General features: G+C 38.3%; 11 protein-coding genes. 2 read left to right on the top strand and 9 right to left on the bottom strand.

Annotated features, from left to right (window positions below; genetic code table 11):
* Nucleotides 1-6: 6 nt before the first annotated feature.
* From ACP6L2_RS17150 to ACP6L2_RS17125, 6 genes are all read right to left on the bottom strand, one after another.
* Entirely contained in the window at nucleotides 7-1344 is a 1338-nt protein-coding gene (locus ACP6L2_RS17150; protein ID WP_440510475.1) for an IPT/TIG domain-containing protein, read from the bottom strand.
* 642 nt (nucleotides 1345-1986) lie between these two features.
* Entirely contained in the window at nucleotides 1987-2886 is a 900-nt protein-coding gene (locus ACP6L2_RS17145; RefSeq protein ID WP_440510474.1) for a BT_3044 domain-containing protein, read from the bottom strand.
* Nucleotides 2887-2899: 13 nt separating this feature from the next.
* Entirely contained in the window at nucleotides 2900-4918 is a 2019-nt protein-coding gene (locus ACP6L2_RS17140) for a RagB/SusD family nutrient uptake outer membrane protein (RefSeq protein ID WP_440510473.1), read from the bottom strand.
* Between the two features lie 11 nt (nucleotides 4919-4929).
* On the bottom strand, nucleotides 4930-8049 hold the full coding sequence (locus ACP6L2_RS17135; protein ID WP_440510472.1) for a SusC/RagA family TonB-linked outer membrane protein: 3120 nt from the start codon (nucleotides 8047-8049) through the stop codon (nucleotides 4930-4932).
* Nucleotides 8050-8062: 13 nt separating this feature from the next.
* Nucleotides 8063-9418 carry an IPT/TIG domain-containing protein gene (locus tag ACP6L2_RS17130; RefSeq protein WP_440510471.1) on the bottom strand — a complete coding sequence of 452 codons (1356 nt, stop codon included), beginning with the start codon at nucleotides 9416-9418 and terminating at the stop codon, nucleotides 8063-8065.
* 410 nt (nucleotides 9419-9828) lie between these two features.
* The gene (locus ACP6L2_RS17125; RefSeq protein ID WP_440510470.1) at nucleotides 9829-10788 is read right to left on the bottom strand and encodes a hypothetical protein; all 960 of its coding nucleotides are present in this window, start codon (nucleotides 10786-10788) and stop codon (nucleotides 9829-9831) included.
* 523 nt (nucleotides 10789-11311) lie between these two features.
* Here ACP6L2_RS17125 and gldL point away from each other — a divergent pair.
* Nucleotides 11312-12124, top strand: coding sequence for a T9SS inner membrane protein PorL/GldL (gene gldL / locus ACP6L2_RS17120; protein WP_440510469.1), 813 nt, complete (start codon nucleotides 11312-11314; stop codon nucleotides 12122-12124).
* Nucleotides 12125-12154: 30 nt separating this feature from the next.
* Nucleotides 12155-13687: a type IX secretion system protein PorM/GldM gene (gene gldM / locus ACP6L2_RS17115; RefSeq protein ID WP_440510468.1), complete on the top strand. Its 1533-nt coding sequence runs from the start codon at nucleotides 12155-12157 to the stop codon at nucleotides 13685-13687.
* 277 nt (nucleotides 13688-13964) lie between these two features.
* Here gldM and gldN read toward each other — a convergent pair whose 3' ends face one another.
* The 3 genes from gldN to ACP6L2_RS17100 all read right to left on the bottom strand — a co-directional run bounded on the left by gldN (nucleotide 13965) and on the right by ACP6L2_RS17100 (nucleotide 17138).
* Nucleotides 13965-15071 carry a type IX secretion system protein PorN/GldN gene (gldN, locus tag ACP6L2_RS17110; RefSeq protein ID WP_440510467.1) on the bottom strand — a complete coding sequence of 369 codons (1107 nt, stop codon included), beginning with the start codon at nucleotides 15069-15071 and terminating at the stop codon, nucleotides 13965-13967.
* A gap of 25 nt (nucleotides 15072-15096) precedes the next feature.
* Nucleotides 15097-16383, bottom strand: coding sequence for an SUMF1/EgtB/PvdO family nonheme iron enzyme (locus tag ACP6L2_RS17105; RefSeq protein WP_440510466.1), 1287 nt, complete (start codon nucleotides 16381-16383; stop codon nucleotides 15097-15099).
* Nucleotides 16384-16448: 65 nt separating this feature from the next.
* A complete protein-coding gene (locus ACP6L2_RS17100; RefSeq protein WP_440510465.1) occupies nucleotides 16449-17138 on the bottom strand; it encodes an outer membrane beta-barrel protein in 690 nt (229 codons plus the stop codon).
* Between the last annotated feature and the right edge of the window lie 497 nt (nucleotides 17139-17635).

Raw genomic sequence — 17635 nt, 5'->3', positions numbered from 1 at the left:
TTATCCTTATTCGATAACCAGTTTACGGATGCGTGCATTACTCCAATCAGCGATATAGATATCACCTTGTTCATTTACCGCAACACCCCAAGGTTGATTGAACAGAGATTCGGCAGGTCCACCGTCCCTATATCCTGCGGTACCCGGTTGTCCAGCAACAGTCTTAACGATATTATCTGGTGTTACCATTCGGATACAGTGGTTACCATAATCCGCAACGAACATATTGCCGTCGTTGTCAAACTTGATATCCTTTGGATAATTGAATAAAGCATCTGCAATTGGTCCATCCCGGAATCCACTACCACCTGGTGCATTCATACGTTTAAAGCCACCAGTACCATTTGGATCACGAAGATCTAATACGGAAATACCTTGTCTGAATTCGGTAGGAGTCGCATTTGAGTGTAAAGTCATGTATAATAACCATGGTTTTTTCGGGTTAATCGCTTGCCCATATTGTGAACCATAAGGTCCTTGGTGAACGATTTTTGCTTCCATGGTTTCAGGATTGATCTTAGCAATCTTACCATCACGATAGCGTGTATATAAGTGACCATCATAAGGGCAGAAAGTCACAAAGTTTTTATAACGATCGGCATCTACGATGGATTGAAGGTCAGCAGTTGAGAATTTCACGTTACGCTGGCGCGGGTACCAAGCTTCTCTTGGGTCAAACGTAAAGATCACTTCTTTAGTGGATTCATGAGCAGCGGTTAACATACCCGTAGAACGATCAACAGTAAGCCCATTGGCATATAAAATACGTGTAGCAGCTTCGGCTTCAATGATTGGAGTTACAATATTTTGCTTTTCGTTGATACGAGCAATACCAAAGGTTGCAGGTGATCCACCATCACGCCACGACATGAAGATATTACCTTCAGCATCCAATTCCAGGTATTTACCATAAACCTCAGCTTCGGACAACATGCCTGGCTTGAAGTTTTTCTTTCCGTTACCGGTTACTGTGCTGACCTGTGCTTGCGTATGGTAAATAAAAGAATTTTCATACGCTACAGAATCCTTTCCAATAACGATGGAGATCTTTGGTTCTTCTCCCGGTAAACGCGGAACTATAGCATAAATTCGGTCACCATTGCTGGACACAATGGATGCTTCGGCATTATTGAAATAAACTTTAATTTTTGAAAGATCCGTACCAAAGTTTTCACCATCTAATAAAATCTTGGTTCTTGCTCCTCCTTCTAATGGAAAGAATGATTTGAGTACAATAGGTTTGCTTGGATCATACTCCGCCTTCTGCTTGGACACCTCATCTTTACATCCTGTAAACAACAGGGCAAATATGATCGTCAAGGTTAATAAATTAAGAATTTTCATAACTTGGCTAGTTAAAATGTATTTAAAAAAATTACAAAATTATGCTTGGCTTTTGGTTAATATATAACACAATGTAAGTGAAATACAGTTAACATGCAATAAGGATAGTTTTTTCATATTAATTTTTTGGTTGATATACGTTCTTCAAAAGACAGCACAAACGTAGGAAAATATGCCTTTAATTAGGTTTAATTGATGTTATTTTATCGTTAAGCTTATATTAAGCTATTGCTAATATTTTTCTATAAATACCATATTTATGTTAACAAAGCACAGTATGTAACATTAAAAAAAGAAAGAAAATAAAAGCAATTGTAAGGAATGGCTTAAATTTTATGCGAGAAAACATAATTAATTATTAGAATAAATTTGCAGAAACACCCATTTCAATGCACCTTATTAAAAAATATAAAGTTTAGGTCAAATTTGGACGTATAATACAGATAAGTGGAAATAGGAAAAAAGCAAATAACTAATGAGCTTTCGATTTATTTAAATAAATGAAAAACAAAGACCTTGACATTTTTCTGAAATCAAATATTTTTAATTCTAAAATTAAATCAACCTACATCATGTTCTAAAAAAAATTGGACGACCTATTCTTAGGCCGCCCAATCATTATATAAGAAAGAGGGAGCTATGCTACGGTTTCACTTCCATGCGTAATCTTTCAAACATGGTAAATGTTTTCTTTTTTACTTTGTATTCATAGGCCAACAAGAATACATTAAAGGTTCTGCCAAAAGCTTTCTCTACATGAAAGCTGTTTGGGAAATCCTTATTCCCATCAATCATCTTGACCTGCAACGAACCATAAGGTTGAATACTGACTTTATTGCTATCAATTTTCAAAACAATGGAGGTTTCCTTAATATCCTTTACATTGGATTTAAAAGGAGTAACACCAGCAGTAATTCTTACCTGATCCTTGGTCAAAGGGAACATTTGCTTATTACCTGCAATGACCACATTATTTAAAAACCCACTCATTTCATACAGGCTTTTATTCTCTTGTGTGGCATACTGATTTTTGATCAGCACTTGATATAAGAGACTTTTCTTCCTTTTATTGATACTTAACTTGGGATCATCCACAATCTTCAATGAAATAAAATAGATCGAATCAGGAGATAAGCCTTCGGGTTTTAAAGTTACTGGAGTAACACCCGTTCGAGAACCCTTTGGTATTTTGATCGCATATTCTGCGATTTCGTAATGCTTCTTATCTAACAACCTGGCATAGGCATCCTTATTAACATCATGCAAGGTATGATTATAAAAATCGAACTGTTCTTTATCTTCTTCCAGCTTGAGGACAATATCCTTATCAGGCGCTAAAGTTCCTCCACTAGTAGCTGCTAAATAACCTACCACCGGTTCACCAGTTAGCTCAACTGGCTCCTGGAAAGTATTATAATGCTCGGTACTAATTAAAGCTAGGACATTTTTATACAATTCTACTTCAAACATTTTATCGTCCTTACAATTCGCAAAGAAGATAACAGTCATTGCTAATAATGGAATTAGTTTTCTTTTTCTCATAACAATTTAAGGGTTAATCCCAACCTGGGTTTTGATCTAATGATGGTAATCTTCTTAATTCTGCTCTTGGAATTGGGACAAAAATTAATTTTCTATCAACCAACCTTCCTTTGAAAGAAGAGGTTCCAGGAAATACACGTTGATAGTATAATTCCTTGGTAGCACCATCTGGATTCATTCCTACAATAGGTTCCTTCTCCACTTCTTCATAAATACCCCATCTTCTTACATCGTAAAAGCGACGATTTTCCCAAAGAAATTCCACCATACGCTCTCTTTCCAATTGTTTTTGAACGGTTTGCGAATTTGCCAACTGATCTGCCGTCAATCCAGGTAAGCCTGCTCGATAACGTACTTGGTTAAAGGCATTTTTTATCTCATCGGTATTTCTAGACACCGAATAACTGACGCCATCCAATTCCACAGTATGAGAAGAGGTCAAATTATTTAAAGCTTCGGCATAACTCATTAGAATTTCAGCATAACGGATAATGACATAGGCCTTTGGAATATGTCTGGCACCAGCACCGGTCCAAGCATCCATAGGATGGTTGTATTTTTTAAAAACATATCCAGTGATTGGGTAATTGGGAGAGGTGGCCGTCACACCGCCACGACCATCCTTATCTTGGTAATAGTACTTTGCAGTTTGGTTATTTAGCTCCATACTGGAACCAGCTTGCCAAACGGCTTCATTAAAGCCAATGGAAGCATAGAAACGCATTTCCCGGTTCGCATACATATTGTAAACACCAGAATTCAAACGGTAACCGGAGAAGAACTTAGGGCTTTCTGTAAAGCCTTTCTCTGAGTAATAGCCATCAGCTACTGCATCTTCTTTTGTCCGACCATCGTCCATTAAATAGGCATCCACAATTTTCTGGGTTACACAGAAGCGGTTCCATCCACCCATGGAAGCAGGAAAAGTACCTTTGCTGATGAATTGGTTGATATAACCGGTATTCTTTCCCCAAATAATTTCAGGGTTGATAGCAGGCACAGCCTCCCCAGTGAATACATCAGAATAAGATCTAAAATTATCAATTCCTGCAGCACCATTAGGAAAACTCTGATAGAAATTGGGATCTGAAGTAACACCTTGGGGTAGTTTAAAACTATCATCTCCTGCTTGTACGGTGTACAACTTGTATCGACCCAAATCCATTACTCGTTTTGCGGCTGCAGCTGCTACAGCCCAACGACGCTCATCATATTGCTGGTTGACATAGTGTTTATTATCTGTTGATCGAACCCAGTTTGCAAAATATTTACGCGCTGCATCTCCACCATTATAGAGTGGACTTGCATGTATTAATCGAAGTCTAGCCACCAAGGAAAGTGCAGCACCTTTGGTAGGTAATCCAAAATCCAATATGGACACATCAAATGGAAGCAATGCCGCTGCTTTTTCAAACTCAGTACAGGTATAGTTCATTGCTTCATCATAGGTGCTTCGCGTACGATCGTATGCACTGAGCTTCTCATTTGTATTGATGACTTCATCACCCAACAGAATGGGAGGTCCGTAGTCAATCAAAATATTATAATAAGCATAAGCCCGAATGAATCGGGTATACCCTTCAATACGCATGCGGTCAGAATTCTTCATATCTCTAGGTTTATCCAGGTTTTGAAGAATAAGGTTACACTTGCGGATAATCTTGTAATAATTACCCCATTGATTTAATGTCTGGGCTCCAGATCCGTAATAATCCGGGCTTGTATTTCCAGTCACGAAGTCCATTCCAAAATAAACATTGGTTACCCCAACTCCTGTTAGCCCATTGAAACCTTCATCGGTTGCCATTGGACCTGGTGTATAATTAAATCGTATGGTAGTTGCTTCATCGGGAAACATCCCGGCAGCACCCCACATGTACGACTCCATATAACGCACATTACTGAATACAGAGTCTATCTTAAATTCATCATCAAAGTATTTATCGATGTTCAAATAGTCTTTACAGGAACTGTTAAAGACCAAAAGAAGCAGGGCGATGGCTGACTTTGCGAGTAGCTTTGTCGTTTTCATTTTCATTTGCACTAAAGATTGATATATAATTGAAGGGAGTAGGTGGCAGGAATAGGATACTTGCTACCATTCCATTGCGCTTGTTCAGGGTCAAAAAGTTTCACCTGATCCCAGATGTAGAGGTTATTACCGATGAATTGAATATCCATGGAGGACACCCCAATTCTGCGAAGGAGATCCTTTTGAAGTCGGTAACTCAGGGTTAATTCTTGAAGACGGATGTACCTCGAATCACGCTTCCAAAAGCTGGATAACTGGGTATTATTCCGATTGCGACCGTAATCTAACCTTGGGAAGATCGCATTAGGATTCTCCGCTAGTGATGGGTCAATACCATTTGCTAAAGCATACTCTTTTGGTACCCAACGATTCTTCGGATCATTGGCAATACTAACCACGTTCCCCTCGCTCCCATTAAAGAATGGCACATAACCCAAACCATTTCCACCTTGGCCTACATTATAAAAAGGTGTACTTCCTGTCCCTTTAAATAATAGGCCTAAGGAAAACTGCTTAAAGCTTAACTCCATACCCATACCATACATTAATACCGGAAAGGTATTACGCGACAAGGGAACTCGATCCAGTGCATTTATTCGACCATCACCATTCACATCCTTATATTTGATATCGCCAGGAGCCACTTCTCCAAAGGTTTGAATTGGACTATACTTGATATCATCCTCATCTTTGAATAAGCCTATTGCCTGGTAACCTCTTACAGCATTTAAGGGATACCCATTAAACTCCAGGTAGGAATGCTCTAAATAAGCTTGCTCCCAGTTCTGAATCATGTTTTTTGAATAAGTAAAATTCGCCCGGATTGTTCCTTTCAATTCCTTGAAAATATCCGTTGAATAGGATACATTTCCATCAGCCCCGAAGCTCTTCATCCGTCCTACATTTCCAAATGGCATGCTTATCACCCCAACATATTCCGGTACTTGAACACGCTGTTGGAAAATCCCGTTACGTTGATCTTGGAAGTAATCAACCACAAAGTCCAGTTTATTATCAAATAACTTACCCTCGATACCGATATTGGACTTAATTGCCTTTTCCCAAGCCAGGTTATCTGCCCCAATGGACGATTCCGTAATGGATTCAATTCCACCTCTACCCCATACATCTTCTGTCCGAACATTTACACGCGTCAAATAAGGAAATCTTCTTTCTGTAATTCGGTCATTCCCTACTGTACCATAAGACCCTCTGATCTTAAAATACCCTAACCAAGGCATATGCTCCTGGACCAGCTTATAACTTGTAGGAACCCAACCCATCGCTACAGAAGGAAAGAATCCATACTGTCTTCCTGGTTGGAAGTTCTCAGATCCGGTATAACCAAAGTTTACATCGAATAAATAGGTATCTCGAAAACCATAGGTCAAACGACTGGACATACCTTGGTACCTTTCAGGAATTGCGGACATATTATTCAGTGAATTTTTAGTATGTTTTGCATCACTTAAATAGTAGTAAATAAGCCCGGACACACGGTGATCCTTAGCAAAAATACGGTCATAGTTAATAGTAGATTCCAAGTGGAACTTTCTATACTGCAAAACACCCTTGGAATAACTTGCTTTTTGCTCCTTTACCATTTCCTGCATAATCAATTCACCATTATGATTTCGGCCAAGGGATTTGAACAGCGCTGGCTGTATATAACGGTGTTCATTGAAAAAGCTATGAATATCATAGGCACCCTGAACTCGGAACTTTAATCCGGGAAGGATCTGTTTCATGTTTTGCATTAGGGCGAGTGTAATCTTACCTTTATAGACTTGGTTTAACCCTTTACCTGTGCGGTTAATCATGACATAAGGGGATGAAAGCCCATTAGCACCTAATGCCGGTAAAAGACCGTTAGAATATTGTTTGGGAATTGCCAAAGGAGTCAATGTAGATTGTGCTTCCCAGATATAATCGGTATTGGCAATCCCAGGGCGTTGAAGGCTAGAAAGAAAGCCATCTGATCCTAAAAACACCGAGGTGTTTTTTGACAGATTAACATCCAGGTTGATCCTGTAATTGTAGGTACTGAACCCTACATTGGAACTGTATACACTTTTTCGATCAACCTTATAGGCAGCACTTTCAGAACGTCCTCCGAGACTTAAGAAATAGCGCGCAACGCCACTTCCTCCACGACCACTCAGATAATAACCTTGTCTCCAAGAGTCTTTATTAAGCACTTCATTTTGCCAATTCACGTTTGGATAGATATCGGTATCCATATGGTCCTTGATAATACCTAATTCCGCTTTGCTATATAGGGGCTGTTCACCACGGACTTGTACAGCCTCATTGGCAAGCAAGGCATAATCGTATGAACCGAGATATTTTGGTAATCGACTCAATACAGAAAGGGTTGTATTGGCTCTGGCCGTGATCTGCAACCTATCCGCCATACCCTTTTTTGTCGTGACTAAGACAACTCCATTTGCTCCTCTAACACCATAAACAGCGGTTGCTGAGGCATCTTTTAGAATGGAAAAGCTTTCCACATCGGCAGGGTCAATGGTATTTAGGTCACCCTCCAATCCATCAATTAAAACCAAGGCACCTGTATTCGCACCAAAAGTACCAATCCCCCGGATCCAGAAGTCGGCAATGTTTTTTCCGGGTTCCCCACTGCCTTGCAGGGAAATAACACCAGCTGCTCTACCTCCTAACAGATTGGTTATGGATGCCGCCGGAGCTTGGAGGTCTTTGACATTCACAGATGTAATAGCCCCAACGGAACTAATCTTACGCTGTTCTGTACCAAGACCTACTACGATAATTTCTCCGAGTTCCGTACTTTTCTTTTGAAGAATAATGACTGTATCAGTTTGATTCTTGACAGCCAATAATTCTTGATTGTTAAATCCCACAAAGGAGAAGACTAATTTCTCACCATAATCAACAGTGATTTTAAATCCTCCTTCTTTATTTGTCGTAGTTCCAGCTCCAGCTTTATCCTTAACATAGATGCTTACATTAGGTAAAGGTTGAGACTCCTCGTTAAGCACTTTTCCGGAAACAAAAATCTTTTCCTTTTTCTCTTGTCCCCAAAGAGAAGATTGGAATATGAATAGACACAGCAGTAGCAGTGACATACTATGTTTGTATGAAATCTTTCTCATTTTTTTAGAATAATTATTCGATTACGAGCTTACGGATACGAGCGTTTCCATAATCAGAAATATAAATTACACCATCTTGATTAACTGCCACACCCCAAGGTTGATTGAATAAAGCGGTTTCTGGACCCCCGTCTTTGTATCCACGGGTACCAGGAATACCAGCCACAGTTTCAACGACACCCTCGCTAGACAGCATTCGGATACAATTATTACCAAAATCGGCAATGAACAAGTTGCCATCGCTATCAAAATCAATAGAACGCGGTTGATTGAACACAGCATCTTTTACAGGACCATCCCGATGAGATCCACCACCAATTGCATTCAGACGTTTTAATCCGCCAGACCCCTTAGGATCTCGGATATCAAGGGTCATAATTCCTTGACGGTAATTCGGCCGGGTATTACCTGCCAAGGTTATATACAGCAACCAAGGTTTCTTTGGATTAAAAGCTTGCCCATATTGTGAGCCAATGGCGGTTTTAAAAATAATCTCAGCCTCTAAGGTTTCAGGATTTACCTTCGCAATGGAGCCATCTCGATAGCGGGTATAGATATGACCATCATAAGGACAGTAACTCATAAAGTTCTTGAAGCGATCTTTATCCACAATAGAGCTTAACTGCTTCGTCGTGTACTTAATATTACGCATCCTTGGTGCCCATCCTTCTCGAGGGTCAAAGGTGTAAAATAACTCCTTTGGTTGATCGGCAGCAACAGCTAACACACCTGTCTTTGGCTGTATAGTTACGGCATTTGGCGTCATAATTTTATTATCCGGATTCACCATAATCGGCGTAACGATATTCTGTTTTTCCGTAATACGCGCTAATCCAAAGGCTCCACCATCACGAAAAGAAGCGAATACATTTCCCTCTTCATCCGTAATAAGGTATCGAGCATATATCTGCGCTTCAGCCAATGTTCCAGCCTTAAATAATTTTGTTCCATTGCCAGTAACCGTACTGACCAAAGCTTGCTTATGATACCTAAAGGTTTGCTCATAAGTCATGGAATCCTTTCCAACAGCTACAGAGATCTTACAGGTATCTCCTGGTAAGCGAGGCACAATTACATAAATCCGATCACCATTTGCAGAAATTACAGAGGCTTTAGCCCTATTAAAATAAACACGCACAGCTTTTGAATCAGACCCGAAGTTCATTCCATCCAGCAATACCTTCTCTCGGGCACCACCTTCCAATGGATAAAATTCAGATAATACCAAAGGCTGCTTAGGGTCATGTTTCTTTATGCTCTCTTGAAAGTTTGGCTTACAGGAAAACAAAATCAACCCTAAAAAAACATGAAGAACGACTTGGACATATGGAATACCAAAGCGCCTTCTTTCTAGTAAAGTCTTTACCATAAATAGTCTCCTTAATTTTTTAAATAATTTCATTAGTTCTTATTCATTCCTGCTCTCTACAGGTCTTTGGGGTTTCGGTTGGCCAACCTGTTTGTTAACGAGTGCAATATTAATAATAATAACTATTAATTATTTTGTGAAACTAAAAAGACATAAAAACTTAACAAGACTTTAAGATTTGCTTAATTTGAAGGCGTTAACAAAATTGAATAAAGTAAAAACCCGTGAAAATTTAATATTTAAGAAACATCAATAGTAAATACCAGCTTCAATCAATCCTCAATATTCTATCAAAAAAGGGTTTTGAATGCTTGGGTAGCTTTCAAGAAACGGAGGGAATAATCCGATGTAATGCAATAATGAAATCTGCATCATTTCAACTCTAACCCAAAATAAAAATGGAGTGACGCTTATTCTGGCTTTTTCCTTAGGACTTGAACTACTGATCTCAATTTACTTTCTTGCTTTTTCATCAAATAGATGGACAGAAAAATAACAGAGGCCATTATAAATACACGTATGGAAAAATCAACGGGATTGACAGCATGGAGTACCATTGGCAATATGCTCATTGCATAGGCAGGGGGAAGGTTCATTTTCATCAATCGCAATAAACTGTATACGGTAAAGAAACTAAGCAGTACACTAATGGCCGGATAATCTATATGACTGAAAAAATATGATCCCGCCAATGCGGCAATACTCAGCACAACAATTTGCCTCATTCCCGTTTTAATTGTGTATTTGGATTTGTGAGCATTTTCAAGCCCTACCACAATAACGGGAGGAATTGCCGCCATTTCTATATGGCCAGTCCAATAGCATACGCTAAACCACATGAGAATAATTATCCCATAGGTCATCATTCCTAATTTGGGCACAGCAAAAGAATGTTCATTTTTAACTGATCGACCATCTCGAATAAGCACAGAGATGGCAAGGAGTAATGTAAAGAATACGATGGACCAAAGAAATAGATAGGAAGTACAATTGGTCACAATAGGCAATAAGGCCGTCGCTAATGCTGGTGCCAAGAAGTTCTTCGCAAGAAATAACAAAGTAATGGTAAATGCTATTGCAATGATTAATTTGACAAGGAGAGGAAGAGCAAGCATGTTGATAAAGAATCCAGCAATTGCCGTGGCAGTTGGAAGTTTAAATAGATCCCAAGGCTTTGCTCGCCATTCACTATTCATATAAACTAAGCATCCAATGGAGAGAGCGGCTAATTCAGGAAGAATAATCTCTCTGTCGTCAAAGAAATAAGCTGTAAAAACCATGAAAAGAACCATGGCAGCGCCTTTTCCGTAGCGAATAAAACCTCTTTGTTCTTTTATAAAACCGGAAGTTTTTTCTTTCAAGTATTTCATCTAATTCAATTTCAATCGGATGTACTTGCTAATTGTTTAAGCGTTAGGAGATTGATAAACACTTAGGCCGTAATGATACATCCTATTATTCCCACGAGCAAAGGTACTGTTCTTCAGTTTATTTCAAATAAATTTAACATTAAATAAATAAGACAAGGTTATATTCGAATGAGAAAAAAGCATAATAACAAATAGGATGTAATTTCATGCACTTTCGTCATTGGAAGGATAGACAAAAAAATGAGATTAGAATTCCTTTTTAGAATTTTAGCTAACATTTTTCTTTAAAATTGATATCTTTAAGGCCACTAATTATTTGGAAAATGAAAAGCAAGTACAGAACCTGTTTCGGTAATAAAAAAAGCAATAACAAATTAACAATATATACTATCTAAGAAATAACATTGTAATAAGTTAGGCTATTTTACGTTAAATACAGTGAAAATCCAACTATGGATGCCGCAAAAACAACTAAACTAAAGTTAAAAACCCTTAAAAAAAATAGATCAATCAAGTTGACATTATGAGCAAAAAGAAAGACAATTCCAGGTGGTTACATGTTGCCATTTCCTGGGGAGCGAGTATCGTAATTATTGGTGTTATGTTTAAGATCCTTCACATTGGTGGATCGATGGCGAATTACATCATTGGTATCGGATTAACAGTTGAGGCTTTACTGTTTTTCTTAATGGGTTTCAACCCACCTCCCGCAGACCCAGATTGGGCAAAAGTTTATCCTGAATTGGATGATAACTTTACTGGAGAATCGCCTAACCGTTCTGTTCAGGTGGTAAACCAAGCAACAGCACCTTCAACAACTGCGGCCTTAGACAAAATGTTTGCTGATGCAAATATTGAGCCTGCTACCATCGAAAGCCTAGGTAGAGGTCTTCGTGATTTTGGCGAGAAGGTTTCAGCAATTAACAAAATGTCGGATGTATCTGTAGCTACTGATGAATTCGCACAGAAGTTACGTTTAGCTACATCGAAATTTGATGGCTTAAGTGTAGCTTTCGAGAAGGCTTCTGCTAATTTAGTTGCTTTATCTAACACAAATTCGGACACTGGGAATTACCATGAGCAAGTAACGAATTTGACTAACAACTTAAGACAGTTGAATAGCATGTATGAGAAAGAATTACGTGATTCTTCAGCTCACCTACAGTCTATGAACAGTTTCTATGAGAATTTAAACTTTACCATGAAAAACTTCAATGAATCCATAGACGACTCTAAAGCATTCAAAGAAGAAGTTAATAAATTGGCTAAGAACCTCAACGCATTAAATGCCGTATATGGTAATATGTTGACTGCCATGAATCAACCGAGAGTTTAATTCATCCCTGTTTAATATAAAAACCAAAAAATGGCATTAGGAAAAGAAACGCCAAGGCAGCGGATGATCAACATCTTGTATCTGGTCCTGCTGGCCTTGCTTGCATTAAATGTACCCGATTCGATATTGGATGCCTTTAAGAACATCAATAACAGTTTAGAAACATCCAAATCAAACGTCAGTAACTCGGTACAACAGTTATTTCAAGCTTTTGAAAGCACTAAGTTAAAGGATGAGCCAGATCGCGCAAAACCGATCTATGATAAGGCTAAAAACGCATCTGCAATTATCGCAGACTTAAACCAATACATCAACGGCATTAAGGAAGAGTTTGTCAACCAAGGTGGCGGTTATGATGAAAAAACCGGTGATCTAAAAATGCGGGAGAACGAAGACATCGCCCCAAATATGATGATCAACCAAAAGAAAGGAAAGGAACTTAAAGATAAAATCAATGGTACTCGAGCTAAATTATTAGCCTTGTTGACACCTGAAGAACAGAAATCTGTTTCCTTTTCATTAGAGGCTAATGATCCTGAAAAACCAGTCAACGGGAAACGCCAATGGGAGGAAATTAACTTTGGTTCAGGTACTCCTTTGACTGCCGCGATGACTATATTAACTAAAATCCAGACTGATGCGCAAAATGCGGAATCTGACATGGTTAAGTTAATCTTAGGGAAAATGGATCAAGCAGTGGTTAACTTAGATAAATTTGCAGCAGTTGCAGTTGCCCCAACCTCATATTTGGTACAGGGACAACCTTACAGCGCAGAAGTATTCTTGACAGCTTCTGACTCCAAATCTCAACCAAGCATTACTGTTAATGGTAGTAATTTAGATGTGGTAGATGGAAAAGGAGTTTACCGTGCGGCTACTAATCAAGAAGGTATTTTTACTTGGACAGGTATCATCAAGGTTAAACAAACTGACGGAAGCATCAAGGAATACCGTACTCCTGCACAGACTTACCAAGTTGCAAGACCTTCAGCAGTGGTATCTCCTGACAAAATGAATGTGCTTTATATCGGTGTTAACAATCCGATTTCAGTATCTGCCCCTGGTACCCCGACCAACAAGATTAAAGTAAATATGTCTGGCGGAAGTATCTCTGGTTCAGGTGGTAAATACAATGTTCGTGTGAGCTCACCTGGTACTGCACGTATTTCTGTTTCAGCAGAAGTTGCCCCAGGAAAAACACAAACTTTAAGCACTACAGAATTCCGCGTGAAGAGAATTCCAGATCCAATTGCACAGTTTGCAGGAAAGACTGGTGGTTCTATGGCTACTGTTGCAATCAAAGCACAAAATGCAATCTTTGCCAAGCTAGACAACTTCGATTTCGATGCATCCTTTAAAGTAACCAAATTCACGTTGATTATTGCTAAGCCACGCGCAGATGCAATTGTACTTTCCACTTCAGGAAATCAATTAAACTCATCTATGCGTTCAGCTATGAACGGTATTGGCCCAGGAACGCGTGTAATATTTGATAATATTATCGCAGTAGGTCCTGATGGATCTCCTAGACAATTAAATGCTGTAGCTTTAACAGCGAACTAATCATATTGATATAAAAAAAGGACTCATCTTTCGCAGGGTGAGTCCTTTTTTTGTTTCCATAATTGAATAAACTAAATAAGACAGATAGTTAGAATCAATATTAATGGGTTAGCTCTCATATTTTATTCCCTTACCCTATTCGAATACCTTATCTTTATGAGTTTATCAGAATTGGAATAAACCCTTAACCAGAAGTAAGTTTTCCTTTGAATTTACACAAGGATAAGGCACAAAAAAAAGCTGCACCTTAATGAGGTGCAGCCTTTTTTTTATCGAGTTAATTGCTTTCTGTAGACTCTTCTGTTCCTTGCTGATAAAGCTGATTTTGTTGTTCTTGCAATTGCTTTTCTCGTTGTTCACGACGCATTTGCTGTTGTTGCTCTTCTTGTTCAGCTTGCTCCTTCAAAAGTTTTTCTTCTTCTTGTATTTTCAAGTCGCGCTCATAGCCTTCTAGATTCTCCGTTTTCACACCTTTAGGGTTTTTCCAAAGACGTCTCTTATACGTATCGATTTTATCCTCGATTGCTTTAGAATCATTTTGCAGGCTATCTGCCGCTGCAAGTTCAGCTTGTTGCAACATACCTGGTGAAGATTCACGAATGATCTTACTCGCGAATTTACGCTGTACAAAAAGATCATCCATTGTCATATCATACAATCCTTTATCTGGATCTGAAATATCTACTTTTACAAGTGCATAGCGTAGTTGTGGGAAATACAACCAGAAGGCAGGTGTAGAACCTACTGTTGCTGCTAAATCAGATGAAGTTGTAATGTCCATTAAAGGTGCTACACCAATAATACGTGTCTCTAAACGGCCACGTTGTTTGTCGAAGAAAATATCTTCTTTGACTCTAAATTTTGTTACACGCTCTGGATTAAATTCATTCAAGGTCATTCTAGAATCAATTTGATTTCCTTCATCATCAAAGATTGGGACTAGAACGCTATCTGCAAAACGCGCCATTCCTTCTCTTGCTGAAAGCTTCCCTTTGAAAGAATCGTCTTCAGGACTATAAGGTGTTAATTTTCCTTTCTCAATTGCTTTCATGATAACTTCCATCAAGGAGTTTCCTGGAACAGCATAAATAAAATTACGTTCATCCTTAAGGTCGATATCACGCCATACACGTTTATAGAATCGAATATTCTTCACGTTGACCTCAGGGAATGCGAAAGGAACAGCATCTTCTAAGTTGTTAACTTGAAAATAGCCATCTGTAGTTGGTATAGTATCCATCAAAGGCTCACCTTGAGCGGTTGTGTCGAGCATTTGAATTTGGGTATTTTGTTGACCCTGAGTAACCGGTACAGTATCTATTATTTGAGCCATGACTGGGCTAATTCCCATTGCTACGGCTGCAAGTAAAAACCATTTTTTCATAATACAAATCTTTTAATCGTCATCATTAATATTTCCGTGTCTTACTTTGTGTGGTCGGCATTTCAAATGCAGACATGACACAACGGAAACCGATATAAGAGTGCGGCTCATAGTCTACAGAATAATTTCTGGTTTCACTATTTAACTGCTCTCCATTATCTTTCCAAGAACCACCACGCACCACCTTACGTTTTAAAGCATCTGCATCTTTTTCATCTGCATCATATAACAACACCGGATTTAAGTCGTTCACAAAAGCAACTGCTGAAGGGCTATAAGCATCCAAAGTCCATTCAGACACATTTCCAGCCATATTATAAATACCGAATGCATTTGGTAAATACGACTTAACAGGCAATGTAAAAGTAGCCCCATCTCTTGAATAAGTACCTTCGCCTTGTTTGTAGTTGACTGCTAATTTTTCTTTTCCATTATCACCATCAATGGTCATACGTTTTCCAGCAATGGTATCGCGAGGATCAATCTTACCTTCAGCGGCATATTGCCATTGAGCTTCAGTAGGTAAACTAAATGTCAATTGGTATCCACTTAAATAAGAATTCTTCATCACATTAGCCATCATTTCCTTACCTCTCCAATCCGTAAATGCACGAGCTTGTCTCCAAGTCACACCTACTACAGGATAATAATCAAATGATTGGTGAGAGAAATAGTTTGCATCAAGCGATGTTAATTGTGCATTTGGAAAATCTTTAGACCAGATATCCTCAGCTGGCATAACAGAAACAGTTTCTGTTACATATTCCTTTTTCAAGTTACCTTTTGTTTTCAAGAAAGAGTATGTGTATTTAACCACATCTGCGTTTAATGATCGGTTATAGCCTTTCATTACAAGCATAGGCATCAGTTTTTCAGTGATGCTTGGATCTTGACTCTTCCAAATTGGTGAAATACGATTTACTTTTTTCCAGTCAATGCGTTTGCTAGATCCATCTTCTGATGCAATGTCCAAGAAGTATTGGTCATCCTGAAGGTAATCTGTAACAGCAATGGAATCTGCTACCCAATTGACAAATTTACGATACTGCTTATTCGTCACTTCAGCTTCATCAATAAAAAAAGCACTTAAGCTGACATTCTTCCCTACATTTCCGCTATCTAGAGATCCTTTGAATAAAATAGTGCCTGAAGGAACATATACCATACCCGGAGGCGGAGGAAGCTTTCCTCCACGAAAAGCTGATACCTTTGGTGCTTTATATAAGTTACCTGAGGAAGTACAACCTACTACACTTAGCAGAATGGCTAAGCATAATGTACCATAAATCCTATTTAGGAATGGTCTTTTCATAGTTTAATTAATTTATTTAATATGTTAATTGTGATTGTAATTTCTTTACTTCTTCCTATTCCAGCCTATTTTCTATTGAATAAGGCATATTTTAAACCTAAGGAGATATAACCGTAGTGATCATCCTTCTTGTTCACAACTGCATCAAGATTATCTTTAGTAGTTACAGTGTGTTGGTAATTAATATTAACAGCCCACTGTGGTCCATACAATGTTCTTCCGAAAGGAATATCAACACCTACATTAATGGGAACAATAAAGTTCATTCCATTCAACTCAGTAGAGATTTGCCCTCCATTTTCTTCAATATATGTGCGATAAAGAGAAGAAATATTGGCTTCAATATCATTTTTGATAAACCCAGCGCCAGCTCCGACATAAACATTAGCAAGTATCTTATTAAATGAGCTAGCCTGCAAATTGTAATAACTGTAGTTATCAGGTAGTCCCATGAACTGCCCCATTCTAACTTTTGCATTCGCGTTAAAAGCCCAGAATTTATTTTTAAAATCGCTTTCGTAGCCATGACCTTTTAGCGTTCCACGCTCTCCATGCACCCCTACTGATATAAAAGGTGTAATCAAACCATCCACATCTAGGTGACCGGCAAATTGAGGTTCAACATTAGCTAAATCAGTAAGATTGATGGTCGTTCCGCCACCAATTCCAACACTTAAAGGACGTGAAAATTGGGCTTGCGCTACTCCGAAACCGCCTACTGACAGTAGAAGTAACGAAAAAATGGTTTTTCTCATATTTCAGTATTATTTTTTGCATTAAACTTACACGAATAATCAATCCTAATTATTGGGACTAAAATTATAGTGTAATTAAATTTGAAGTATTTCAAAATAGTCATATAAACATGACAACGCCATTGCGCTGTCACAAGAATCTTACCAAAAATAACAATTCTTAACTTAATCTACCCATTTTAACAATTTTATAATCTCAAATACAAGGAGAGAGTTAAGTCAGAAAATCAACGAAAAACACGTATTCAGAACAATCAGCCATCTTATTCCAGCTCCTAATACTTGGTATAGAACATATTATTCGAAAAACTTCTTTATATCTTTCTAAGTCCTAGCTAAAATCATTGTATTGTACTATTCAAGGTTGACAACAATTAAAATTGTACTAAACAGAAAAGACTTAATACTATAGACATATTTAAAAAAATAAGAAAAGCTCTATTTAGAATTATTATAAATAAAATACAATTTCCTATATTTGCAGCGAATCGACCTGT

Origin of the sequence: Sphingobacterium lactis (assembly GCF_051951495.1) — a bacterium.
GTDB lineage: Bacteria > Bacteroidota > Bacteroidia > Sphingobacteriales > Sphingobacteriaceae > Sphingobacterium > Sphingobacterium lactis_A.
The sequence above is the reverse complement of the archived record's forward strand: the minus strand, read 5'-3'. Positions and strand labels throughout refer to the sequence as shown.